The organism is Bacillus sp. MSP13, assembly GCF_000815295.1.
Taxonomy (GTDB): domain Bacteria; phylum Bacillota; class Bacilli; order Bacillales; family Bacillaceae; genus Bacillus; species Bacillus vallismortis.
Genome location: NZ_JXAQ01000003.1, coordinates 19819 through 42136, shown reverse-complemented (window position 1 = coordinate 42136; position 22318 = coordinate 19819). Strand labels below are relative to the sequence as shown.

General features: G+C 45.4%; 26 protein-coding genes, 1 pseudogene and 1 riboswitch. Of the genes and pseudogenes, 8 read left to right on the top strand and 19 right to left on the bottom strand.

What is annotated here, in order from left to right:
• The first annotated feature begins 51 nt into the window (after nucleotides 1–51).
• Nucleotides 52–495 (top strand): spore coat protein CotZ, encoded by a 444-nt coding sequence (cotZ, locus tag SC79_RS01525; protein ID WP_010329405.1) that lies wholly within the window; start codon nucleotides 52–54, stop codon nucleotides 493–495.
• Nucleotides 496–585: 90 nt separating this feature from the next.
• On the opposite strand, the gene cotO is transcribed toward cotZ, so the two are convergent.
• The 10 genes from cotO to SC79_RS01475 all read right to left on the bottom strand — a co-directional run bounded on the left by cotO (nucleotide 586) and on the right by SC79_RS01475 (nucleotide 9585).
• Nucleotides 586–1275 (bottom strand): spore coat protein CotO, encoded by a 690-nt coding sequence (gene cotO / locus SC79_RS01520; RefSeq protein WP_082022499.1) that lies wholly within the window; start codon nucleotides 1273–1275, stop codon nucleotides 586–588.
• A 100-nt stretch (nucleotides 1276–1375) separates the two neighbouring features.
• Nucleotides 1376–2152 (bottom strand): enoyl-ACP reductase FabI, encoded by a 777-nt coding sequence (gene fabI, locus SC79_RS01515; RefSeq protein ID WP_010329404.1) that lies wholly within the window; start codon nucleotides 2150–2152, stop codon nucleotides 1376–1378.
• Between the two features lie 134 nt (nucleotides 2153–2286).
• Nucleotides 2287–3102, bottom strand: a complete 816-nt coding sequence (gene thiD, locus SC79_RS01510) for a bifunctional hydroxymethylpyrimidine kinase/phosphomethylpyrimidine kinase (RefSeq protein ID WP_039073574.1) — start codon at nucleotides 3100–3102, stop codon at nucleotides 2287–2289.
• A gap of 17 nt (nucleotides 3103–3119) precedes the next feature.
• Complete coding sequence (gene thiF, locus SC79_RS01505; protein ID WP_039073573.1) at nucleotides 3120–4130, bottom strand: thiazole biosynthesis adenylyltransferase ThiF; 1011 nt, start codon at nucleotides 4128–4130, stop codon at nucleotides 3120–3122.
• Complete coding sequence (gene thiG / locus SC79_RS01500; protein ID WP_082022498.1) at nucleotides 4127–4897, bottom strand: thiazole synthase; 771 nt, start codon at nucleotides 4895–4897, stop codon at nucleotides 4127–4129. Before thiG ends, thiF begins: the two co-directional genes overlap by 4 nt.
• Nucleotides 4894–5094, bottom strand: coding sequence for a sulfur carrier protein ThiS (thiS, locus tag SC79_RS01495; protein WP_082022521.1), 201 nt, complete (start codon nucleotides 5092–5094; stop codon nucleotides 4894–4896). Before thiS ends, thiG begins: the two co-directional genes overlap by 4 nt.
• Nucleotides 5094–6203: a glycine oxidase ThiO gene (gene thiO, locus SC79_RS01490; RefSeq protein ID WP_039073570.1), complete on the bottom strand. Its 1110-nt coding sequence runs from the start codon at nucleotides 6201–6203 to the stop codon at nucleotides 5094–5096. Before thiO ends, thiS begins: the two co-directional genes overlap by 1 nt.
• On the bottom strand, nucleotides 6187–6804 hold the full coding sequence (gene tenI / locus SC79_RS01485; protein ID WP_039073882.1) for a thiazole tautomerase TenI: 618 nt from the start codon (nucleotides 6802–6804) through the stop codon (nucleotides 6187–6189). Before tenI ends, thiO begins: the two co-directional genes overlap by 17 nt.
• Entirely contained in the window at nucleotides 6782–7489 is a 708-nt protein-coding gene (gene tenA, locus SC79_RS01480; RefSeq protein ID WP_039073569.1) for a thiaminase II, read from the bottom strand. Before tenA ends, tenI begins: the two co-directional genes overlap by 23 nt.
• A gap of 81 nt (nucleotides 7490–7570) precedes the next feature.
• Nucleotides 7571–7679, bottom strand: a riboswitch (TPP riboswitch).
• 61 nt (nucleotides 7680–7740) lie between these two features.
• Nucleotides 7741–9585, bottom strand: coding sequence for a monovalent cation:proton antiporter family protein (locus SC79_RS01475; RefSeq protein ID WP_039073568.1), 1845 nt, complete (start codon nucleotides 9583–9585; stop codon nucleotides 7741–7743).
• Between the two features lie 233 nt (nucleotides 9586–9818).
• Here SC79_RS01475 and prpE point away from each other — a divergent pair, with 233 nt between their 5' ends.
• Nucleotides 9819–10553, top strand: a complete 735-nt coding sequence (gene prpE, locus SC79_RS01470) for a bis(5'-nucleosyl)-tetraphosphatase PrpE (protein WP_039073567.1) — start codon at nucleotides 9819–9821, stop codon at nucleotides 10551–10553.
• Nucleotides 10554–10565: 12 nt separating this feature from the next.
• Here prpE and SC79_RS01465 read toward each other — a convergent pair whose 3' ends face one another.
• The 4 genes from SC79_RS01465 to SC79_RS01450 are packed head-to-tail and all read right to left on the bottom strand — an operon-like array spanning nucleotide 10566 to nucleotide 13330.
• On the bottom strand, nucleotides 10566–11465 hold the full coding sequence (locus SC79_RS01465; RefSeq protein ID WP_039073566.1) for an RluA family pseudouridine synthase: 900 nt from the start codon (nucleotides 11463–11465) through the stop codon (nucleotides 10566–10568).
• 14 nt (nucleotides 11466–11479) lie between these two features.
• Nucleotides 11480–12280 carry an NAD kinase gene (locus SC79_RS01460; RefSeq protein WP_010329393.1) on the bottom strand — a complete coding sequence of 267 codons (801 nt, stop codon included), beginning with the start codon at nucleotides 12278–12280 and terminating at the stop codon, nucleotides 11480–11482.
• A 17-nt stretch (nucleotides 12281–12297) separates the two neighbouring features.
• On the bottom strand, nucleotides 12298–12933 hold the full coding sequence (gene yjbM, locus SC79_RS01455; protein ID WP_010329392.1) for a GTP diphosphokinase: 636 nt from the start codon (nucleotides 12931–12933) through the stop codon (nucleotides 12298–12300).
• A gap of 28 nt (nucleotides 12934–12961) precedes the next feature.
• Nucleotides 12962–13330 carry a hypothetical protein gene (locus tag SC79_RS01450; protein WP_039073565.1) on the bottom strand — a complete coding sequence of 123 codons (369 nt, stop codon included), beginning with the start codon at nucleotides 13328–13330 and terminating at the stop codon, nucleotides 12962–12964.
• A 124-nt stretch (nucleotides 13331–13454) separates the two neighbouring features.
• Here SC79_RS01450 and SC79_RS01445 point away from each other — a divergent pair, with 124 nt between their 5' ends.
• From SC79_RS01445 to SC79_RS01425, 5 genes and pseudogenes are all read left to right on the top strand, one after another.
• Nucleotides 13455–14027 (top strand): CYTH domain-containing protein, encoded by a 573-nt coding sequence (locus SC79_RS01445; protein ID WP_039073564.1) that lies wholly within the window; start codon nucleotides 13455–13457, stop codon nucleotides 14025–14027.
• Between the two features lie 14 nt (nucleotides 14028–14041).
• Nucleotides 14042–14782, top strand: a complete 741-nt coding sequence (locus tag SC79_RS01440; protein ID WP_039073563.1) for a lytic transglycosylase domain-containing protein — start codon at nucleotides 14042–14044, stop codon at nucleotides 14780–14782.
• Nucleotides 14783–15037: 255 nt separating this feature from the next.
• Complete coding sequence (locus SC79_RS01435; protein WP_010329388.1) at nucleotides 15038–15436, top strand: globin domain-containing protein; 399 nt, start codon at nucleotides 15038–15040, stop codon at nucleotides 15434–15436.
• Nucleotides 15433–16331, top strand: a pseudogene (gene spxH / locus SC79_RS01430) (protease adaptor protein SpxH). The gene SC79_RS01435 and the pseudogene spxH overlap by 4 nt, the downstream one beginning before the upstream one ends.
• A 313-nt stretch (nucleotides 16332–16644) precedes the next feature.
• Entirely contained in the window at nucleotides 16645–16812 is a 168-nt protein-coding gene (locus tag SC79_RS01425; protein ID WP_010329386.1) for a hypothetical protein, read from the top strand.
• Between the two features lie 36 nt (nucleotides 16813–16848).
• On the opposite strand, the gene pepF is transcribed toward SC79_RS01425, so the two are convergent.
• The 4 genes from pepF to SC79_RS20855 form a co-directional block, all read right to left on the bottom strand.
• Nucleotides 16849–18678 carry an oligoendopeptidase F gene (gene pepF, locus SC79_RS01420; protein WP_180298680.1) on the bottom strand — a complete coding sequence of 610 codons (1830 nt, stop codon included), beginning with the start codon at nucleotides 18676–18678 and terminating at the stop codon, nucleotides 16849–16851.
• Nucleotides 18679–18908: 230 nt separating this feature from the next.
• Complete coding sequence (locus tag SC79_RS01415) at nucleotides 18909–20060, bottom strand: competence protein CoiA family protein (RefSeq protein ID WP_039073561.1); 1152 nt, start codon at nucleotides 20058–20060, stop codon at nucleotides 18909–18911.
• Nucleotides 20061–20217: 157 nt separating this feature from the next.
• Complete coding sequence (mecA, locus tag SC79_RS01410) at nucleotides 20218–20874, bottom strand: adaptor protein MecA (RefSeq protein WP_010329384.1); 657 nt, start codon at nucleotides 20872–20874, stop codon at nucleotides 20218–20220.
• Nucleotides 20841–20966 carry a hypothetical protein gene (locus SC79_RS20855; protein ID WP_120698858.1) on the bottom strand — a complete coding sequence of 42 codons (126 nt, stop codon included), beginning with the start codon at nucleotides 20964–20966 and terminating at the stop codon, nucleotides 20841–20843. The genes mecA and SC79_RS20855 overlap by 34 nt, the downstream gene beginning before the upstream one ends.
• A 184-nt stretch (nucleotides 20967–21150) precedes the next feature.
• Between SC79_RS20855 and SC79_RS01405 the strand changes: the two genes are divergently transcribed.
• A complete protein-coding gene (locus SC79_RS01405; RefSeq protein WP_039073560.1) occupies nucleotides 21151–21807 on the top strand; it encodes a TerC family protein in 657 nt (218 codons plus the stop codon).
• 42 nt (nucleotides 21808–21849) lie between these two features.
• Here the strand turns inward: SC79_RS01405 and spx are convergent, their stop codons facing one another.
• The gene (spx, locus tag SC79_RS01400; protein WP_039073559.1) at nucleotides 21850–22245 is read right to left on the bottom strand and encodes a transcriptional regulator Spx; all 396 of its coding nucleotides are present in this window, start codon (nucleotides 22243–22245) and stop codon (nucleotides 21850–21852) included.
• Nucleotides 22246–22318 lie beyond the last annotated feature (73 nt).

The window sequence follows — 22318 nt, the reverse complement described above, 5'->3', positions numbered from 1 at the left end:
CTCTCCATCATTTCGCCAGTCTCAAGAAATTTATAAGGCAGGAGGGATAATATGAGCCAGAAAACATCAAGCTGCGTGCGTGAAGCTGTAGAAAATATTGAAGATCTGCAAAACGCTGTTGAAGAGGACTGCCCGACAAGCTGCCATTCAAAGCTTTTATCACCAACCCATTCGCTGGGCGATACAGTGCCTTTCGTGCTGTTTACATCAAAATCAAATCCTCTGGTCGCTTTCGGAAATGTTGGCGAACTGGAAAACGGACCTTGCTTTAATACTGTATTTTTCAGAGTGGAAAAAGTTCATGGCAGCTGTGCGACACTGTCATTATTAATCGCATTTGACGAACACAAACACATTTTGGACTTCACCGATAAAGATACGGTTTGTGAAGTGTTCCGACTTGAAAAAACGAACTACTGCATTGAGGTGGACTTAGACTGCTTCTGCGCAATCAATTGCTTAAATCCTCGACTAATTAATCGCACGCACCATTAATAAAAGACTGAAAAGCTTGCAGCTCTGCAGGCTTTTCTCTATGAAAATAAGCTGCCGGGAACATCTGCCGGGCAGCTTTTTTCGTTTCCATTAAAAACCGAGCGGGTGCAAGGAGGTGATTTCATCAATCGCCAGTTCAGTCGGCGCGCCGTTTCCAGTCGTGCGGAGCAGGACGGAATCATTTCTTCTACCGACAATCACGCCTCTGTACGTTCTTCCGTTGGCTTCAATCAAACAAAGCGCTCTCGGCATGTTATGGGGCAGCTTTGTTAAAAAATCAATTTTTTCGTGGATCGTCATCTTGCTCATCGGTTTTTTCACTTTTCTTGCCGGCGGTGCTTTTTCCTCCGCTTTGGCAGCATTATGGACAGCCTCCGGTTCTTTTTCAGGCTTCCGGTCCTCAAGTTCAAGTGCAGGCTCTTGCTTTTTTTCAGCTTTAGGAGGCTCGTGTTCAACGGTTTTTTCAACGGCTTGCGGCTCTGCTTTCTGTTCCTGCTGGTTCTTTTTATTCTCTGGCGCTCTCACCTCTTGTATTTGCTGGCTCACTGGCTCAGCAGCAGGCTTTTCCTCTGCTTGTTTGATATCCGTTGGCACGGCTTCCTCCTGCTGTTTCTCATGGTAGGCAGGCTTTTCCTCTGCTTTTGGCGGATCGGGTTTGTCGGTCTTTTTTTTGATGACGATCTCCTGCATGGATGACCTTGTTGTTTCTGCATAATCCGGCTGAACAATATACATGAGCGGTTTTTTATCCGCGTTTCGTTTCTTATTAGACATCTTCATCCCTCCGATTGTGTCATATTCTATCTATATGACAGAAAGCTGAAAATCAGAAGAAATAAAAAAGCAATCCCTGTTTGGGATTGCTTGCCATGATCCTGCCTTAGCGGGCAGTGATATGGAAACCTGAATCAACGTGAAGATTTTCACCTGTAATGCCTCGGGACATATCGCTGAATAAGAACGCAGCTGTATCGCCTACTTCTTCAGGTGTTGTCGTGCGGCGAAGCGGCGCGCGCTCTTCGATGTCTTTTAAGATCGAGTTGAAATCGCTGATGCCTTTAGCAGACAATGTTCTGATCGGGCCTGCGGAAATGCTGTTGACGCGGATATTTTCTTTTCCTAAGTCGGCAGCTAAATATTTCACACTTGCATCAAGAGAAGCTTTCGCTACACCCATGACGTTGTAGTTTGGCATCACAAGCTCTCCGCCAAGGTAAGTCAAAGTGACAATGCTTCCGCCTTCAGTCATCATCGGACGAGCCGCTTTGACAACAGCTGTCAGAGAGTATGAGCTGATGTTATGTGCCAAAAGGAAACCGTCACGATTTGTGTTTAAGTATTCGCCGACAAGCTCTTCTTTGTTGGCAAACGCGATACAATGCGCGATACCGTGGACCACACCGACCTGCTCCTTAATGCTTGCGAAGCAAGTTTCGATTTCCGCGTCGTTTGTGACGTCGCAAGGAAGGATAATGGAGTCATTGCGTTCTAATGTTCCGGCAAGCTCTTGAACTGATTTCTCCAGGCGTTCTCCTGCGTATGTGAAAATCAAGCGTGCTCCCGCTTCATGCAGAGAGCGCGCGATTCCCCATGCGATACTGCGTTTGTTGGCAACTCCCATCACGACAATGTTGCGGCCTTCAAGTGAAACATTCATATGTATAAGCCTCCTATATTTTATAAAGACATAGTATTAGTACCTGATCTTAATTCTTATCATATCATAACCTTGTCCAGATGAAAAGCGCATACAACGACAAACATGAAAGAGACCACCATCAGCTGGTGATCTCATTGGCTTGTTTTTAAGCTGTTTCGTTTAAAGGCGAAATGGTTTGTCGGTCCGTGGCCCGATCCGATGCCAAGCGTATGTTCCACCGCTTCGCGGACAAAGTTGGCCGCAACCTCGAAAGCCTGATGGATGCTGTCTCCTTTAGCGGTTTGAGCTGTTAATGCCGCAGCAAAGGTGCAGCCTGTGCCATGCGTATGTTTCGTATCGATATAAGGATGGCTGATTTGCATAAACATGCTCCCATCGAAAAGAAGGTCAGTAATGTGATTGTCCTCAGGCTGGTGCCCGCCTTTGATAATCACGTTCTGCGCCCCCATCTCGACGAGCTGCTCCGCTGCTTTTTTCCGGTCATCCAGTGAGCGGATTGTCATTCCAGTCAGCGTTTCTGCTTCCGGCACATTCGGCGTAATCGTGTAGCTTCTCGGAATGAGCAGCTCTTTTAAGGTGGCAACTGATTCATCATGCAGCAAGGATGCCCCGCCCTTTGCAATCATAACCGGATCAACAATCACACGGTTAAACCCGTACTCGTCAATTTTTCTCGCCACTTCTTCAATCATTTCCGCATTCCAGAGCATTCCCGTTTTTACGGCGTCTGGTTTCAAATCCTCGGCAACAGCGTCAATTTGCTGTCTCAGCGCCTCCACAGTCAGCGGATACACCCCATGCACGCCAAGCGTATTTTGAGCGGTTACCGCCGTAATGGCAGACATGCCGAAAACATCAAGCTCCTGAAAGGTTTTAATATCGGCCTGTATCCCTGCGCCGCCGCCTGAATCAGAACCGGCGATTGTCATTGCTTTATAAATCGTCATTACACTACACTCCTTACTTACCCGACCCATTTATGATAAATGGATTTAGCCCGGGCAATATCATTCGTTCCATGGATCAATGCTCTGCCGTCCCGGAACAGCACCATTTTCATATCATCCGAGCGGCAGGAAATTAAATACGGGTTCGCGGCTACATGAAGCCCTGCTTGCTTCAACTGGCCGGCCAGCACTTCAAGATCCGCTTCTTTTGTGAAGGATGATCTGATTTGCACCGTGTTCCTGCCGCACAATACAGCCGCTTTTGTTTGGTTCTCATATGACAAAAACGGAAATTCCTTTGTGCCGCAGCTTGGGCATGCGTCATGTTTGAGACCCGCCACTCTCACCTCTGACCGTTCGTTTTTCCACAAGTCAAAAGAACGCAGCAGTGGCTCGCACTCCTCTCCTGTCAGCAGCTTCAGGGCGTCTGTCACCTGAAAGACCGCTACCTGCATAACAGCCGGGCTGATGATGCCGGCTGTGTCACATGTCGCTCCGCCAATCGGAAGTGTATCAAGCAAGCAGTGCAGGCAAGGGGTCGATCCCGGCACTACAGTAAAGGTAAGACCGTAGCTCCCTACACAGGCACCGTAAAGAAAAGGAATGCCTTCTTTTACCGCGGCGTCATTTACGATCAGGCGGGTTTCAAAATTATCGGCCGCATCCACTATGATGGAAGCATCCTTAATCAGCTCGAAGATATTTTCAGCTGTCACATCCATGACAAGGCCCGTCACATCGACATCGCTGTTAATCGAACGGAGGCGATGCTCAGCAGCGGCCGCTTTCGGCATTTCTTTTTTGACATCAGCTTCTGTATACAGCTGCTGGCGCTGCAGGTTGCTCCATTCCACATAATCTCTGTCGGCAATCTTCACAGAGCCGACACCCGCTCTGACCAGCATTTCAGCACTCGCTGTTCCAAGCGCGCCGGCGCCGATGATCACGGCGCGCGCTTCTTTCAATTTCTTCTGGCCGGCTGGGCCGATCGGAGCAAACAGCTCCTGTCTGGAGTACCTGTCCGTCATACAGGAAGACCTTCTCCCGGACTGCTTGCCGTTCCGTATTGCTTAAGCGGAATGCGTCCCGCCTCATAAGAAAGGCGTCCCGCTTCCACCGCGAGCTTCATCGCACGCGCCATTTTCACAGGATCATTCGCGCCAGATACAGCCGTATTGAGGAGTACGCCGTCCGCTCCAAGCTCCATTGCGTATGCCGCGTCTTTAGGCGATCCGATGCCGGCGTCCACAATGACCGGCACTTTCGCTTGTTCAATAATAAATGACAGATTCAAAGGATTTAAGATTCCTTGTCCAGAGCCGATCGGAGATGCACCAGGCATGATGGCATGAACGCCAAGCTCTTCCAGCTTTCTTGCGAGCACAACATCATCCGACGTGTACGGGAGCACGATAAACCCTTCTTCAAGAAGCTGTTCGGACGCTTTTAATGTCTCAACAGGATCAGGCAGCAAGGAACGTCCGCACCCGATGACTTCCACTTTAATCATGTCACAAAGTCCTGACGCTTTCGACAGCCTCGCGATCCGTACCGCTTCTTCAGCGGTGCTGGCGCCCGCTGTATTCGGCAGAAGTGTATATTTGGATAAATCAAGCTGTTCCAGAAAATTAAGCTGGGACGCTTCAAAAATGTTCATTCTCCGTACAGCAAATGTTAAAATATCAGACTCGGAAACGGCCACCGCTTCCTTTTGGATGTCAAACGATGGGTATTTTCCCGTCCCCAGCAGCAATCTTGATTGAAATGATTTCCCGCCAATGGTTAACATGCTCATCCGCCTCCTACAAAATGGACAATTTCAATGACATCGCGATCACAAAGCTCAACTTCGTGATAATGTTCTTTGCCAATAATTTCTTTATTTCTTTCAACGATAACGATTTTATGTTCAAGCTGATAGGACGCCAGCAGGTCTTGAATTGTACCTTTGTCTTTTTCCCACTTCACGTCTTTCCCGTTCAGCTGTAGCATCATATCTGAACCGCCTCCTTGCGATCAATTCGGAATGCGTGCAGCCAGTCTGGATTGACCTCTTTATTCATGATGAGATCACTGACCAAAGCGCCCGTTGCCGGAGCAAGCAGAATCCCATTTCTGAAATGGCCCGCTGCAAATACAATACGGCTGTCCTCAGGGTGTCTGCCGATGTACGGTTTTCCGTCCTTTGTTCCCGGACGCAATCCAGCCCAAAAACGATCCACCTTCATATTCTGAATGGCCGGGAGCATCGTTTTTGCTTTTTTCATAACCGATTCCAGCCCGCCAAGATCCGGTGTTTCACTCCAGTCACCCGGCTTCATAGTCGCGCCGACAACCAGTCTGCCGCTTTTTCTAGGCACGATATAGCAATGGTCATGATAAAGTGTTTTTGTCAGCGGCATCTCATCATTCCAAACAGACAGGCACTCCCCTTTTACAGGGAAAAATGAGTGATTCAGCCCAAGCTGTCTAAAAAACATTCCGCTCCACACCCCGCTGGCAATCGCGACATGATTCGCCCATACATTCCCATTTGGCGTCTCGATGGACAGCGCTTCACCGTCATGTTCAACGTGCAGGACGGGCGTATGCTCAAAAATCTCCGCCCCAAGCGCTTTTGCCGCTTTCGCATATGCCTTGCAAACAAAATAAGGCTCTACATGTACATCATCTTGAATAAAGGCTGCCCCGAAAATGTCACCAGACGTATAAGGCTCTTTTTCTAAAACTTCTTCTTTTGTATGCCAGCTGACAGAATCCAAGCCATCCATCTTCCTCAGCCGCAGCATGTCTTCTTCAGAAAACGCAAGCTTAAACATCCCGCCGTTATGCTGCATGATATCAATACCCGATATGGTGTAAAGCTCTTCCCCAAGACCTTTGTACAGACGCTGGCTGTGCATGGCGAAATCAAAAAACGCGTCACGTTCCTCGCACTCGGCATGGGCGCCCAGCATTCCAGCAGCAGCGCTTGTTGTTCTGCCGCCCATTGTCCCGCTTTCAAACAATGCGATTGTTTTGTTTTCCTTTGCTAAATGATAAGCAATCGCGGAACCGATAATCCCGCCTCCAATGACTACTGCATCATAATGCCTTTTCATAGCGCATCTCCTTTAGCTTACGGGAATATCGTCTGGCAGCTTCCAAAGGGTCAGCGGAAGAGAAAATTCCTGACATGACAGCGATGCCGTCTGCTCCCGCTTGTTTTACGTCTCTTAATCTGCCCGGTGCCATCCCGCCAATCGCAATAACCGGGACGGACACCCGCTGCTTGATAGTTGACAGCAAAGACAAGCCTCTGCCTTCAAGGCCTTTTTTACAATCCGTTTCAAACACATGGCCGAACAACACACAGTCCGCATCTTCCTTTTCTGCTTGAATCGCTTCCTCCAGTGAATGCACCGACCGTCCGATATGAAGGTGCGGAAATCTGGCTCTGACCTGCTTGGGTGAAAAGCTGCTGCTCGGCAGCTGCACACGATGAATCGTTGAAAAAAGCGCAATATCCACTCGCCCGTTCATGACCAATTTCCGCTTATCAACACCGCCTTCAGATATAAGCTCAATCAGTTTCAAAATGTCAGCCGCCGATTTAGACCGCTCCCGAATGTGTATGCAATCCACTTCATTCTGAATGGCTATGATGACTTCCGCTAACGCTTCAACCGGCTTGCGGTCATCAGTTATGGCGTGAAGCTCCAAGTTCCTCCACCTCTTTTACGCCGTGGTCGGACCAGTCTTCTTTTCGATTGGCCATCCCCCAAAATTGATACTCATAAAAGCTTGAAATAACAAAATTCTCTTTCATCTTGGCACGCACTTCCTCCGTGCTGTTTTCCGCCAGCTCATCAAAGCGGTTGATTTGTTCTTCGACCTGCTGTCTGAACCAGTCACCGCCGTATGTGCTGATCCACTTCTGATAAATCGGATGCCCCGGATCACATGTCAGCAATTTCTCGCCAACCTCGTAATACAGCCAGTAGCATGGCAGAAGGGCTGCTAAGATCTCAGCAAAATTCCCGCTCAAAACCGAACGGTACATATGGGATGTATAAGAGTACGCCGTTGGAGACGGCTTAAAGGCCTTACGTTCTTCCTCACTGATCTCCAACAGCTCCGCAAACTCGCGGTGAAGCGCCATTTCCGCCTCATATGTACCTTGGGCGTGGCTTGCCATCCGTCCCGTTGTATAAAGGTCCTTCGCATAAGCGGCGCCAAACGATTGCACCTTCGCAAAATGCGTTAAATAATAAGAATCCTGGAGCACGTAGTATTTAAAACGGTCAATCGGAAGCGTTCCATCACCGATGCCCTGAACGAACGGATGGACAAAGCTCCCTTCCCACCATTCTGCGGCTGCACTGCGGCATTCTTCTGAAAATTTCATACGTCATTCCCCCTGTCTGATAAATAAAAAAACCACTTTCCCGCAAGGAAAAGTGGTTTGGAATTGGCATAGTAAACGAACACAAATACCGCTCCACTTCCCTACGCAGGTCTGAACCTGTTCAAGTTATGAGGGTCTAAAAGTCACACTTTTATCTCAGCCCTTATGAAGGACACCCCTAGTGGTTATACAAATACATATTGAATTGTTCTGCATCTCTATATTAACACGAATCCTTATTTGGTCAAGGTTTATCCTTCCAACGATTTCTTAAGTTCCGTTACATACCCCCGAGATCCGGTGACAATTAAGCGGTCACCCAATTTCAGCCTTGTATCCCCATGAGGAACGATGCTGTCCACACCTCTGAAAATCCTGACAAAGATGACATCGCCTGTAAAAGGGAATTCCCGCAGAATCACACCGTCGTATGTGCTGTTTTCCATATTAATTTGATACAGCGAAGACTCTTCGTTCGTGAGCAGCTTCATGACACCAGGCGCTTCTATTAGCGCGCGAAGCAGTGTTTTTGTCGACAGCAGCATAGAAAAGATGTTGATTCCCTGCTCCTTCAAAGTTGCTTCATTTTCGGGTGATCCGACGCTGGCAATCACTCTTTCTGTTCCTTTTTCTTTTGCAAGTAGTGCAATCTCCGCATTCATGTCTTCATTCCCGGTCGCAACAACCAGGATATCCGTATCAAAAATGCCGAGTGATTCAAGCGTCCCGTGTTCATAATCAGAAATCGTTTCAACAGAAAATACTGATTCCGACAGCTTTTCCTCCGCGTTCTCTTGATAGACATGCACAACACGCACGTCATACTCCTCTTCCGGCAGTTCAAGAGTAACAGGCAATGTCATTTGGTTTGCGCCGATAAACGTAATGGTCTTTTTCTCCTCCGGCTGCTCCTCCCGTTTGTATAATTTTTTAAAGAAGACCGGCGAAAAAATACTGGCAATGACGGCTACTAACGTCAGCGCTCCTGACATATTTGCGCTAATCACGTGAAGCTGCTGGCCGATTGTCGCAGCGGCAATCACGAGAGAAAGCGTTGACGTCAGCAGAAAACCAGACGCCAAAATGGTGCGGTTATCATACCACTTTTTCAAGTACAGGACGGGAATAATTTTGCTGACCAACAGCGCCAAAAGCAGAAGCGGGATCATGATCAAAATTTTCGGATCTTGGAAAAGGGTCCAAATATCCAGCTTCACTCCGACCATCACAAAGAAAATCGGAATCAAGAACCCATAGCCGAATGAATCCAGCTGCTGAACAAGTTCTTTATTTGGCGAAAGAAGGGAAACGAGAACCCCCGCTAAGAAAGCGCCGAGAATATTTTCCGCCCCAAGTGATTCAGACAGGGCAACGAGTACGATAATTAACGTAAAAATGGCACGCGTCCCAATCTGAATCGTCCCTTTTGACATAGACTCAACAAATGAACGATGTTTAAAGACCCGGCCGAAAAAGTAAAGCACCACTCCGGCTGCAAACAGGATCATCAAGAGCCACATGTTTCCGCTGTCTTCTCCGTATAGAGAAGAAAACACAGCAAGAAGAATCATCGTGACCAAATCAGCAATAACGGCAACAAGCAAAATAATCTGCCCGATATTTGAATTCATGATCCGTTCTTCTTTTAACGTTGGAACGACAACGCCTAACGAAATCGTTGAGATAATAAGCGTCATTAAAAACGCATTTTCGATAAATCCTGCCAAGACGAACCCATAGGACAGCAGCAATGATAAAATAAATATACCTGCAAAAATAACGGACGCCGCAGCAAACGTATTGGGCACCGCTTTACCGTTTGGCAGGAGCTGCTTTTTCTTTCCTTTCTCAAACGATGAAAAATCAATTTCAAGCCCGCTTAAAAACATTAAAAAGATAAATCCGAGCAGAGAAAGCGTCTCAAGCCATGTATCGCCCTCGACAACTAAATTAAGACCGCTTTTTCCGATAATCAGCCCCATAATGATTTCTGCAACAACAACCGGGATGGTCAGTTTAAAGCGATGCAAAAGGATGGGTGTCAAAAATGCAACGATAAGTACAACAACTAAAGATGCGACAGATGAATGCGCCATAAGCAGAACCTCCTTTTTAAGTCAGGGTTATTTCAGTTCTTAATTAAAGAACAAAACCTCATTTTTAAAAAAACATAACGCGATTTTAACAAGGATGATGATAAAAAATAAAGTGAAAAGGTCTTATTTCTTGTTTAGAAAATAATTCTTCTATATTTTGCACATAAAAGCCTGTGATGACTCACAGCACTTTGCTCCATAATAAATAAAACAATCGGCAAGGAGGATCACACATGGCTTACGATATCATCAGCGATATTCATGGCTGCTATGATGAAATGATGGCATTAATTCAAGAGCTTGGCTATTCAATAAAAAATGGAGTACCCGTCCACGAAGAAGGAAGGATGCTCATTTTTGCCGGAGATTTAACTGACAGAGGACCGAAATCGATAGAGGTCATCCGCTTTGTAGCCGGCGCTTACGAAAAAGGCGCTGTGCGTTATGTTCCTGGAAATCATTGCAATAAGCTATACCGCTACTTAAAAGGAAATCCCGTGAAAGTCATGCATGGCCTAGAAACTACAGCCGCAGAGCTTGAGGAACGATCTAAAGAAGAAAGAAAAACAATCAGCGATCAGTTTATGAAGCTGTATGAAAAGGCGCCGCTTTACGACATCTTACATAACGGAGAATTAGTTGTCGCCCATGCTGGCATAAAGGCTGACGATATTGGCAAATATACCCGCAGAGTGAAAGACTTTGTGCTTTACGGCGATGTAACGGGTGAAACGTACCCGGACGGCAGACCTGTCAGACGTGATTGGGCTGCATCCTATAGCGGAAGCGCTTGGGTGGTATACGGACATACACCTGTGAAAGAGCCTCTAAAAGTCAATCGCACCATCAACATCGATACAGGCTGCGTGTTCGGAAATAAATTGACAGGCTTTCGCTTCCCAGAAATAGAAACCATCTCTGTTCCAAGCTCCCTGCCTTATGACGAATCGAGATTTCGTCCTATATAAAAAAGGAGAGAATCAATGATCCTCTCCTTTTATCAGGTCTTTCATATCTTGAGGCCATGTAGCATGAAACGTCATGCTCTCCTGCGTCAGCGGATGGATAAATGAAAGCCGCTCGCTGTGAAGGGCCTGCCGGCCAATTCCCCGTCTCGTTCCGCCGTACAGTGTATCGCCGCACAGCGGATGTCCGAGGTAGTTCATATGTACACGTATTTGATGGGTTCGGCCTGTCTCAAGCTGCAATGTCACCGTTGTGATCTCATCAGTGGCATGTGTGACATGAAAATGGGTAACAGCCTTCTGGCCTTCCGGTGTGACCACCCGTTCAATAATACTGTCAGGATGTCTGCCAATCGGAGCATCGACAGTTCCTTCCATCTGTGTCATCCGCCCGTGAACCACTGCCATGTACCGGCGTTTCACAAGCCCGCTTTTTTGCGCTGACGATAAAATCGAGTGGGCAAAGCGATGCTTGGCAACAAGCATGAGACCTGATGTATCCCGGTCTAGCCGGGTGACAAGATGAACTGTCGCCCGCACTCCGTTAATTTGATAATGATGGATGATGCCATTTGCAATGCTGCCGGATGGGTGCTCTCTCGAGGGAATTGATGATACATACGGCTGCTTGTTCATCACAAGCACGTGCTCATCCTCATACAGGATATCGAGCGGAACAGGTTCTGCCAATAACGTGTCGCTCACCTGTTCCTCAGGAAACTTCACGACAAGAAAATCTCCTTCTCTCAAAACGTATTTGACCGTTACATGTTCACCATTGATCAGCAGGTCACCCCCGGAAAACTTGATATCGGTTAACAGACGTTTCGAAATTCCCAGTTTGCCGGCGTATTCTTTTACAGTCATTCCGTCTTCAGCAGAAGTGATGTTCTTTCTGATAATAAATGGTTCCACGATACGTCCTCTTTCTATTCACCTTTTCCGATAAACGAATCCTGGACTCTTTTCCAAAATGGAAACGGACGAAATCTCGCAAACCTCACATTTTCGGATGCAACTTGGCAGCGTATCGACTTCACGTCCTTATGAAGAAGGGTTAAATGGTCAATCGTCACTTGAAAGTCGACTTCGTTTCTCGGTTTAATCATGCAATCATGATGGGAAGGCAGAAGCAGCGGCGATCCGACCGTCCGGAATACACGGTTATTAATAGAAGCCATTTCCGCGAGTTGGATCGCTCTGATAGACGGATGGATAATTGCTCCGCCCAGCGCCTTATTGTAGGCTGTGCTGCCGGATGGCGTTGACAAGCAAAGGCCGTCGCCCCGGAAGGTTTCAAAGAGCTGTCCCTTGATTTCCACATCAGCCACAAGGCTTCCTTCTATGCTTTTAATCGTACATTCGTTCAATGCTAAATATCTCTCTTCCCGATCGTTTTCGTGATAGGTCACAATCACTTCGAGAAGCGGATATTCGACTGTATGATAAGGCGTTTTCGCAATCGCGAGAACAAGCTTTTCAATTTCATGAGGAACCCAGTCGGCATAAAACCCCAGATGACCCGTGTGAACGCCGACAAATGCCGTTTTGTCTAAGCGGTCGCTATATCTGTGAAAAGCATACAAAAGCGTTCCGTCGCCTCCGACTGAAATGACAATTTCCGGTTCATTTTCATCCAGTTCCATATCAAAATCCAATAAATACGCCTGTATTTTGCTCTTCAGCGTATCAGAAACTTGATCTCCTTTTGATGATACGGCAAATTTCATGCTTTTCTTCCCCTTTACTATTGTTGCTCGCTTCCTTTTTTCTTTCTTGAAAAGGCAGCTTGAGCCTCCTGTATTTCACCCCTGATCTCCGACATCTCTTCATCTAGCCGGGAAGCAGCTTCAGATGCGCGCTGAAGCCTTAGTTTCACTTTTTCAGGAATGTTTCCGCTGTATTTATAATTCAATGAATGCTCAATGGTCGCCCAAAAATTCATCGCCAGCGTACGGATCTGTATTTCCACGAGAACATGCTTTTCTCCGGACACCGTCTGTAAAGGATAAAGCACGACAAGATGATATGACCGGTATCCGCTCTCTTTATGTTCCGCAATATAATCCCTCTGATCCACAACGGTGAAATCTTTTCTGGCGAAAAGCATCTCTTTTACGATTTGGATGTCATCGACAAATTGGCACATGATTCTAAGGCCCGCGATATCCTGCATGGTTTCAATTTCATGCAGCGGTATGCTTTTCTTTCTCGCTTTTTCAAGTATGCTCGCCACAGGCTTGACGCGTCCGGTCACAAATTCGATCGGCGAATGTTCGTCCTCGTATTCATATAGTGTGCGAATCCCCTTGAGCTTCACTTTCAACTCTTCGACAGCCTGGCGGTACGGCACTAAAAAACGCTCCCATTGTTTGTCATCCATCATACATCCCCCAATTCCGAACCGGTTTCTATAAAAATACGCTCTTCACTTTGTCTTCCATTTCTTCTCCATAGTTTACATTATCTTTAATATTTTCTAAAAGATACTCCAATTCCTCATGCAGGCCGGCCAGTTCTATTGATTTGTCTCCCGCCTCTAAAACAACCGGAATTCTTTGTGCATGCGCCTGCTTGAGTTCCGGCCACACATGTTCCTTTATAATGGCATATTCAAAAGAATCAGCTAATTCAAGTATGTATACAAAAGCAAAGTTGTCAGAATCAACAAGCATTTGACCTGACGGCTTGCGTTCCGCTTCATTGCCTTCTGTCTCACAGACAAGGCGAAGCTGATCATCCGATAATGTTGCGTTCAAGATTTCGATTCTGTTTTGCATAATGCTCTCCTTTTCCAACAAAAGTACAGTTTCATTTTATCATATCAAGCTTGATATTGATAAACGTAACATCTAAAGAGATAATAGTAAAAATAAGATTTACGGGGCGGAAAGGAAGAAAAACATGAGCCAAGAAATTGAGATAGAATTCAAAAACATGCTGACCAAACAGGAATTTGACAACCTAACAGCGGCACTCCAGCTGACCGAAAAAGATTTTACAGACCAAAACAATCACTATTTTGACACAGACAGCTTTTCACTGAAACAAAAAAACGCTGCGCTTCGGATCCGCAGGAAAAACGGCGAGTATGTCCTGACTTTAAAAGAGCCGGCAGATGTGGGGCTTCTGGAAACGCACCAGCGGCTATCAGAGGTATCAGATCTTGCTGGCTTTTCAATTCCCGAAGGCCCTGTGAAAGACCAGCTGCTTCAGCTTGAGATTGATACAGACGCCATTCAATACTTTGGATCTTTAACAACAAACCGTGCTGAAAAAGAAACAGAAAAAGGCTTAATAGTTTTAGACCACAGCCGATATTTAAAGAAAGAGGACTTTGAAATCGAATTTGAGGCGGCAGACTGGCATGAAGGCCAACAAGCCTTTGAGAAGCTGCTTCAGCAATACAGCATTCCTCAGCGAGAAACCAAAAATAAAATTTTGCGTTTTTATGAAGAAAAACGAAAGTCTATATAAGGTGGAATGACATCGTGAACGTAACGAATTGGGCAGCTTTACTTCAGCTTCAGGCATTACAGTCCATATCTAATGCGCGCAGCACCGGCACTCAAAATGATGCGGAAAGCCCGCTCTCAAGCTTCAGCTCTTTACTCAGCCAATACACAAACGGCTTGACGATACAGCAGCAAGCAACACAACTTTCTGCACAGTCAATCCCGCTCAACCTGCAGAACAACGCTAGTTCAACAGCGCCGTCACTGCTTTCAGCATATGGGCTTCAATCATATACAAGCAGCCATTCAGGCTATATCACAAAAGCGGCAGAAAGCACCAAAACAGCTGCTGCTGATGTATCTACAAACAAACAAGAAACAAAACGGATCAGTTCGGGAGACTTCTCCATAGACAGCGCGATTAAAAAAGCCGCTGATCAATATGGCGTCGATGAAAAACTAATCCGCGCCGTCATTAAGCAGGAATCAGGCTTCAATCCAAAAGCTGTCAGCGGAGCAGGCGCGCTTGGCTTAATGCAGCTGATGCCGTCAACAGCACGCTCACTTGGCGTTTCCAATCCACTGGACCCGCGGCAAAATGTGGAAGGCGGAACGAAATATTTAAAACAAATGCTGAATAAATACGGCGGCAATGTGTCTATGGCATTAGCGGCTTACAACGCCGGACCGGGAAATGTTGACAGATACGGCGGCATTCCTCCTTTCAAAGAAACGCAAAACTATGTAAAAAAAATAACTTCAGCCTATTACGCGTAACCAGAGCGGCTTTTGCCCTCTGGTTTTTTTGCGAAGTGAAATCCTACGCATTCCTGATTTTTATGTGATATGATATGAAATACAAACCTCGGCTCTCAGCCGAAACTAGCCATCAAACGCATAAAAGGCAGTTTGTTTGTAGAAATGATGCCTTGTTGCTAAAATAAATCATAGATGAAATGCAGTACTATATAAAATTACTTTTTGCAATAGGATTTATGATTCCTATTAGCCATATTTAAAGGAGTAGTCAACATGGGACAATCGTTTAACGCACCTTATGAAGCGATTGGAGAGGAACTTCTATCGCAACTTGTTGATACTTTTTATGAGCGTGTCGCGTGTCATCCTTTGCTGAAGCCGATTTTTCCAAGCGATTTAACAGAAACCGCCAGGAAACAGAAGCAATTTTTGACTCAGTATTTAGGCGGGCCTCCGCTTTATACTGAGGAACACGGCCATCCTATGCTCAGAGCAAGACATCTTCCCTTTCCAATTACAAACGAGAGAGCTGATGCGTGGCTCAGCTGTATGAACGACGCAATGGACCATGTAGGGCTTGAGGGCGATATTCGTGAGTTTTTGTTTGGCCGGCTGGAATTGACAGCAAGACATATGGTGAATCAAACGGAAGCGGGGGATCGATCATCTTGACAAACTATCAGCATGAGCAATACTTCGCCCATTGTCACGGCCATCCAAAAAAACCGCTTGAAATTTATATGTTTGTAGACCCTTTATGTCCTGAATGCTGGTCCTTAGAGCCCGTCATGAAAAAACTGAAAATCAGATACGGACGTTTTTTCACTTTGCGCATTATCGCTTCAGCGAGCCTTACCGCGTTAAATAAAAACGAAAAAAGCATCTTCTTGCAGAGGCATGGGAAAAGATCGCAAGCCGCTCCGGCATGTCGTGTGACGGCAATGTCTGGCTTGAGCAAGATCCCCCGCTTTCATCGCCTTATATGGCTGCTCTCGCTTTTAAAGCAGCCGAACTGCAAGGAAGAAAAGCCGGCATGCAATTTCTCAGAAATATGCAAGAAAGCCTGTTTGTTTCAAAGAAAAATATTACGGACGAAAATGTGCTTTTGGAAATTGCGGAAAAAACGAGTCTCGATCTTGAAGAATTCAAAAAAGATTTGCATTCTCAAAGCGCGGTCAAGGCGCTTCAATGTGACATGAAAATTGCCGCTGAGATGGATGTGTCCGCGAATCCGACGCTGACATTTTTCAATACACAGCATGAGGACGAAGGACTTAAAGTACCCGGCAGCTATTCATATGATGTATATGAAGAAATCCTATTTGAGATGCTTGGCGACGAGCCGAAGCCATCGGAAACACCGCCTCTGGAATGTTTTATTGAATATTTCCGCTTCGTTGCCTCGAAGGAAATCGCTCTCGTATATGACCTGAGCCTTGAAGAGGTAGAAAAAGAAATGAAAAAATTGGCATTCGCTAAAAAGGTTGCCAAAGTGGAAGCCAAACACGGCATGTTTTGGAAGTCTCTCAGCACTTATACAGATGAATATCAATCATGTGAAAAATAGCCGCAGGCGTATATATGCTTGAGGCTGTTTTTTTGCGCCCTTAACAAACATACGTTCTGTTCAAAAACACTAAAGAAACCGCGCCGGGATAAGCGCGGTTTCATATGTCTTAACGACAACAAAGGGGATGGGAGAAATTTTTCACGGTCAAACAAAGGGGTAATGTTTGTTTGTGATCAATTTCACATCCTTATGATAACAAAAGATGTCGACTTTTGACAACCTCTATGCTTAATGTTCATATTTTTGTCACAAAACATAACGGAGCCTATTCACTCATATCCTATAAGGAAAAAGGACGAGGAGGAACGCTATGGTGCGTATTGTCATCTCAATTGTATGCATTGCCGTTTTTTTCTGTTTGAATATACTTGGCATGATGCAGATGCTGCCGCTTTATATTACCTCTCCTCTGCTGTTTCTGTCTATTTTGTTTACCCTCTACCGCCTGAACCACCGAAAAACCTTCAAGGGGTTTTAAAAAGCCTGTGCAGATGTCTGCACAGGCTTTCTTTTTTTAAGACTGCTTGACTTTCATCAGCAGCTCTTCCATTTCATCAAGTTTTTCTTCAAACATTTTGCACGCAGCTTCGATCGGCTCTGGAGACGTCATATCAACGCCCGCTTTTTTCAGGACATCAATCGGGTATTGTGAGCTTCCCGCTTTCAGGAAGTCAATATAACGGTCAACCGCCGGCTTTCCTTCCTTCAGTATCTGGCTGCTTAACGCTTGGGCGGCGCTGTACCCTGTCGCATACTGATACACATAGTAATTGTAATAGAAGTGAGGAATCCGCGACCATTCAAGGCCGATTTCCTTATCAATCACCATGCCGTCTCCGAAATACTTTTTATTCAGGTCGTAATAGACATTCGTCAGAAGCTCAGGTGTGAGCGGCTCCCCTTCTTGCGCCTTTGTATGGATCAGATGTTCAAATTCAGCAAACATCGTTTGTCTGAAGACCGTTCCTCTAAAGCCCTCAAGCATATGGTTGAGAATATATAAGCGCTGTTTTTCATCATCTAAATTGTTCAGCAGGTATTCGCCAAGTAGCGCTTCGTTTGTCGTAGATGCAACTTCCGCGACAAAGATGCTGTAATTGCCGTATGGATATGGTTGATGCTTTCTCGTATAGTAGCTGTGTACGGAATGGCCAAACTCGTGCACGAGCGTAAAGAGATTATTGACGTTATCATGCCAGTTCATCAAAATATACGGATTCGTGCCGTAAGATCCTGATGAATAAGCGCCATTGCGTTTGCCTTTATTTTCATACACATCGACCCAGCGGTTTTCCAGCCCTTCTTTTAAAATAGAGGCGTATTCTTCTCCTAAAGGCGCCAGGCCTTTCAGCATGTAATCTTTGGCCTCCTCATACGTGACCTTCATCCCCGCATCCTTCACAAGCGGCGTATACAGATCATAGATATGCACTTCATCAAGCTCAAGCACTTTTTTTCTCAGGGCGATATAGCGGTGCAGGAGCGGCAAATGCTTATTTATCGTTTTGACGAGGTTGTCGTATACTTCCTCAGGAATACTGTTGTTAGAAAGCGCGGCTTCACGCGCTGACTTGTACTTTTTCACTCTCGCGTAGAAGTTGTCCTTTTTCACAGTGCCGCTTAGGGTCGTGGCCATTGTGTTTTTATATTGTCCATATGTTTGATATACTGCGTCAAAGGCATTTTTGCGGACTTCACGGTTTTCACTTTCTAAGAAATTAATAAAATTGCCGTGAGTAATTTGTTTTTCATTTCCCTCTTCATCTTGAATCGACGGGAATGTAATCTCGGCATTATTTAACACGCTAAACGTGTTGGAAGATGACCCCAGCACATCGGAGGCTTCAGCAAGCAGCGCTTCTTCCTTCTCGCTCAGCACGTGCGGGCGTTCCTTTGTAATCTCTTCAATCGCATGAGAGTACAATTTCAGTTCTTCTTTTTCAAGAATAAACTGCTGCAGTTTGTCTTCTTCTATGGATAAAATTTCCGGAACCAAATAAGCGGTTGCGCTTGCGGCCTGTGTATACAAGTTTCCGGCCTTGTCGTTCAGCCCCTGGTAAAAGGAATTCCCGGTATCTTGGTCAGAACGCATATGCGCATATGTGTACAGCCTGCCCAGCCGCTCCATCACTTTATCTTGAAACGTAAGCGCTTCGTATAAATGATCGGCTGAATCTGCCAGCTTTCCTTTATACTTAGATAAATCCGGAATTAATTCTTTTACAGCTTGAAATTCTTTATTCCAGGCCTCATCATTAGGAAAAATATCCTCTAGTCTCCATGTGTCTTCTGCCTTTACCTCACTTCTGTCAGGCAGTTGGTTTGCTTTTTTTTCCTCAGCCATGGTGATCCCCCTCGTTTTCTTTGATTCAAGCCAATTGAAAAAACCGCTGTTTCCCAATAAACTTGTGTTGTGAATATCTTCCGGTTTTTCACTGCCTTTTGTCAAATCATATGCAGTAATGAAGAGAACGAATGCCAAAAAAGCAGTAAAAACTCGAAAAACCTTTCCTTTTGTGCCTCTCAAAGCCAGCCCACCACCTTTTGTCTTAGGGTGAGCCAAATAGGACAAACTCATTCTATAAAACAGCTGCGGTCACTTTCTATGAGTTCCTGTAATGAGCGTACACCCTCTGCAGGCTGGTTCAGCACATATACTTCTTTCTGAGTCTCCCTTAAAAATCCCTTCTTGCACAAGAAATCAATGTACTGTTTAACAGCTTCAGATAGACAGTCTTCGCTGCATTCGTATCTGAGTGAAATGTTCTTTTCATGAATGTGCAATTTGACCTGCTGTAAAACGGCTGAAAAGCGAATTGGCGCGCGTTTACGCCCAAGACGTGTTATAAACAGATAAAGAAACCCCTGCCACACAAAAACAGGACTCTTAAAAACAGCCCCTTTTTTCACAGGGACAAACACTTCAGTCGGGAGAAAAGAAAGGGGCGTCTGCCGCTTCTCATAAAACAGCTGCCTGAGGCGATTGGTCTCCTTGGAGATGAAGCGATGGGGTTTATGGCGAAAACGGTGAATGGCTTTTATCCAGGCGGAATATTGAAATGGGGGCATCTGTTCACTGAAAAAAAGATCGTTGGCAGTTGCCCGATGGATAGGGATGGTTTGAACAGAGGAATAAGAATGGTTCGTGTAAAACGGAATGATGCAGCTGAGCCGGCTAAACGAACGCGTTTCCGGGCAATAACATATCAGGGATTTATAAGGACTGGCACTGATAAATTGCCAATGGAAAGCTGAAAACTGATAAAAGGATGGAGCAGTTCGTTTTAAGCGGCTTTGTCCCATAATCCATTGCACGAAGATTTCTTCTCGTGTGAAGCCCTCTGTCCGCTTTTGAAAGACATCTGGAGCGAGAGTGGCACATTGATATTCAACCGCAAGCATGCGCCCCTTCATCTTTGCCATGATGTCAGGTCTTTGTTTGATTTTCTTGATATATGGTTCTAATACAGGAGAGGCATGTTGCGTTTTCAGCCATACATACAGCTGTCTTTTTCCTTCTAAGTGGTAGGCGCTTTCCGGTTCTACGTCTATCGAACAAGACTTGTTCTGTTTATGGGCGAAATGAGGCGCTTTTTGAAGTCCCAGCTTCACATCAAGCTCTCCCCCGCACACAGGGCAGAAGAATCGTTCCCGCTTTAATTTTCGGCTTTGCTGAGCGCCTAGAAGGTGAAACATTTGGCCGTCTTCAGTCACAGCACTAAACATTGTCATCTCTCCTTTCCAGATGAGGTATACTTTCTGGAAAAATGGATGAACTCCTGTTCGCTGTATGTTCCGTGTATATGTATATTTTTGATTTTAGTTCTCAAAAGTGGCATTTCATTGCATAAAAAAAACCGATTTCCGGAAAGAAATCGGTTTGTTATGACGCAAAGTGTTTTTTTATCGTTTCCAGAGCTTGCTCAGAAATAATCAGCTTGCCGTATTCTTCGAGACGGTGTATGCTGATTGAGGATTCATTTGCATACTCCAACAGGATGCTTAGCTGATTTTCAACCTCTTCATCAGTCATATTGCCAAAATCCACATATAAATAATATCGGTTCTCAAACGAATATAAAGTCGTTTTGCTTCCGTTAACGTTTAATTTAGATAGAGAAATAACATCCTCAAAATCGTCAAACCGCAAGACAAATTGAAGCTTTTGCTCCTTCTCTTCCTGATTGACGTCTTGCTCTTCTTTTTGGAAGTCATCCAGCAAGGCGTCAAGATCTTCAGATGCTGGTTCTTGCTTTTTATCCTCAGGAATCGGCAGTTCGAGCTTTTGTCCGTCTTTGGAAAGCTGGGCTTTTGTGACGATAATTTCCAAACCTTTGTCCAGTGCCTGAACTTGAATCCAAAGAGGGCCTTCCACAGCGAATTCCTCTTCCTCATGAACTTCATCCATGACTTCCCAGAAAAGTTCTTCACTGCGCTCACGGTTATACCAAATTTCTTCTCTGTCAAAACCGCGATCTTCAATATCTCCGTAAGACATATAAAATTTTACTGTATGCTCGTTAATTCTTTCAATTTCCATTTGCCAACCTTCCCTTCTATATAAGATGTTGAAGGGACATCTAAGCTCCCGATTAATAGTACTTTACTACACTTTACCCATTCCGTCCACATCTTAACCTTGAAGAAAGGCCAGTGTGAATTCCTTTGTATTTCTATTTTATGATAAAACAGTCACAAAAGAAATAAAAATGCACCTTTGCCCAAAAAACGGCAGTTGCGCGGCTGATATCATAAAATACGACCCGTCTCATATAGTAGTAGTACAAGCGATGGAACGAAAGCGAGGTGCCGATTCATGGAGCATGACTATCTGATTTCTCTGCTTATGATTGTGGGGATCGACCTGCTCCTCGGCGGGGATAATGCGGTCGTCATTGCCATGGCCAGCAGAAATTTGCCGGACAAGCAAAGACAGCAAGCCATTCTTCTCGGAACTTTTATCGCCGTTGCCATGAGAATCGGGTTAACAAGCGCAGCGGTATATCTTTTGAACATTCCTTTCTTGCAGTGCGCCGGCGGCATTTTCCTGCTGTATTTAGGATATCAGCTGCTGATTGAAAAAAAAGACACGCAGCACATCAAAAGCAGCACCTCTCTGTGGAGAGCGATACGAACGATTGTGCTTGCAGATCTCTTTATGTCGCTGGACAACGTCATAGCAGTCGCCGGAGCGTCACACGGTGAATTTTCTCTCGTTATCATCGGTTTGTGTGTATCGGTGCCGGTTATTATTTGGGGCAGCAAACTCATCCACATTGCACTTGAGAAAATCCCGCTCCTGATTTACGCGGGAAGCGGGCTGCTTGCTTATACAGGCGGGGAAATGATTGTCAGGGACAAAAAGCTGTCTTTTTTTATGGCCCAGCACGGCGCAATTGAAACGCTCCTCCCCATTTTAACGGTCGCGTTTGTCATCCTGGCGAGTATTTATTATCAGCAGGTAGAAAAATAAAAGAAGGCTGATGACTCAGCCTTCTTTTGATGATACGATCTATTAGTTTGCCAAACGCTGTGCTTCTCTTAATTGGAAAGAGCGGACTTTTCTTGGCAGGAAACGTCTGATTTCGTCTTCGTTATATCCAACTTGCAAACGTTTTTCGTCGATAATGATCGGACGGCGAAGCAAACCTGGGTGCTCGTTGATCAAGCTGTATAAATCTTGCAGCGGCATAGATTCAACGTTCACGTTCAGTTTTTGGAATACTTTTGAACGGGTTGAGATGATCTCATCTGTTCCGTCCTCAGTCATTCGAAGAATTTGTTTGATTTCATCAATTGATAAAGGTTCAGAGAAGATATTTCTTTCTTCAAATGGAATCTCGTGCTCCTCCAGCCACGCTCTCGCTTTTCTGCATGAAGTACAGCTTGGTGATGTGTATAGTGTAACCATTCATCTTCACTCCTCTAATTAGTAGGATGAACATCTATTTTATTCTTAAATTGAAATTACTCTAAAAAAGGAA

Excerpts from the sequence above, each read along its gene's own strand:
- cotZ (WP_010329405.1), top strand. The coding sequence starts at position 52 with ATGAGCCAGAAAACATCAAGCTGCGTGCGTGAAGCTGTAGAAAATATT.
- cotO (WP_082022499.1), bottom strand. The coding sequence starts at position 1,275 with ATGAAGATGTCTAATAAGAAACGAAACGCGGATAAAAAACCGCTCATG.
- fabI (WP_010329404.1), bottom strand. The coding sequence starts at position 2,152 with ATGAATGTTTCACTTGAAGGCCGCAACATTGTCGTGATGGGAGTTGCC.
- thiD (WP_039073574.1), bottom strand. The coding sequence starts at position 3,102 with ATGACGATTTATAAAGCAATGACAATCGCCGGTTCTGATTCAGGCGGC.
- thiF (WP_039073573.1), bottom strand. The coding sequence starts at position 4,130 with ATGACGGACAGGTACTCCAGACAGGAGCTGTTTGCTCCGATCGGCCCA.
- thiG (WP_082022498.1), bottom strand. The coding sequence starts at position 4,897 with ATGAGCATGTTAACCATTGGCGGGAAATCATTTCAATCAAGATTGCTG.
- thiS (WP_082022521.1), bottom strand. The coding sequence starts at position 5,094 with ATGCTACAGCTGAACGGGAAAGACGTGAAGTGGGAAAAAGACAAAGGT.
- thiO (WP_039073570.1), bottom strand. The coding sequence starts at position 6,203 with ATGAAAAGGCATTATGATGCAGTAGTCATTGGAGGCGGGATTATCGGT.
- tenA (WP_039073569.1), bottom strand. The coding sequence starts at position 7,489 with ATGAAATTTTCAGAAGAATGCCGCAGTGCAGCCGCAGAATGGTGGGAA.
- SC79_RS01475 (WP_039073568.1), bottom strand. The coding sequence starts at position 9,585 with ATGGCGCATTCATCTGTCGCATCTTTAGTTGTTGTACTTATCGTTGCA.
- prpE (WP_039073567.1), top strand. The coding sequence starts at position 9,819 with ATGGCTTACGATATCATCAGCGATATTCATGGCTGCTATGATGAAATG.
- SC79_RS01460 (WP_010329393.1), bottom strand. The coding sequence starts at position 12,280 with ATGAAATTTGCCGTATCATCAAAAGGAGATCAAGTTTCTGATACGCTG.
- yjbM (WP_010329392.1), bottom strand. The coding sequence starts at position 12,933 with ATGGATGACAAACAATGGGAGCGTTTTTTAGTGCCGTACCGCCAGGCT.
- SC79_RS01450 (WP_039073565.1), bottom strand. The coding sequence starts at position 13,330 with ATGCAAAACAGAATCGAAATCTTGAACGCAACATTATCGGATGATCAG.
- SC79_RS01445 (WP_039073564.1), top strand. The coding sequence starts at position 13,455 with ATGAGCCAAGAAATTGAGATAGAATTCAAAAACATGCTGACCAAACAG.
- SC79_RS01435 (WP_010329388.1), top strand. The coding sequence starts at position 15,038 with ATGGGACAATCGTTTAACGCACCTTATGAAGCGATTGGAGAGGAACTT.
- SC79_RS01425 (WP_010329386.1), top strand. The coding sequence starts at position 16,645 with ATGGTGCGTATTGTCATCTCAATTGTATGCATTGCCGTTTTTTTCTGT.
- pepF (WP_180298680.1), bottom strand. The coding sequence starts at position 18,678 with ATGGCTGAGGAAAAAAAAGCAAACCAACTGCCTGACAGAAGTGAGGTA.
- SC79_RS01415 (WP_039073561.1), bottom strand. The coding sequence starts at position 20,060 with ATGTTTAGTGCTGTGACTGAAGACGGCCAAATGTTTCACCTTCTAGGC.
- mecA (WP_010329384.1), bottom strand. The coding sequence starts at position 20,874 with ATGGAAATTGAAAGAATTAACGAGCATACAGTAAAATTTTATATGTCT.
- SC79_RS20855 (WP_120698858.1), bottom strand. The coding sequence starts at position 20,966 with ATGTGGACGGAATGGGTAAAGTGTAGTAAAGTACTATTAATCGGGAGC.
- SC79_RS01405 (WP_039073560.1), top strand. The coding sequence starts at position 21,151 with ATGGAGCATGACTATCTGATTTCTCTGCTTATGATTGTGGGGATCGAC.
- spx (WP_039073559.1), bottom strand. The coding sequence starts at position 22,245 with ATGGTTACACTATACACATCACCAAGCTGTACTTCATGCAGAAAAGCG.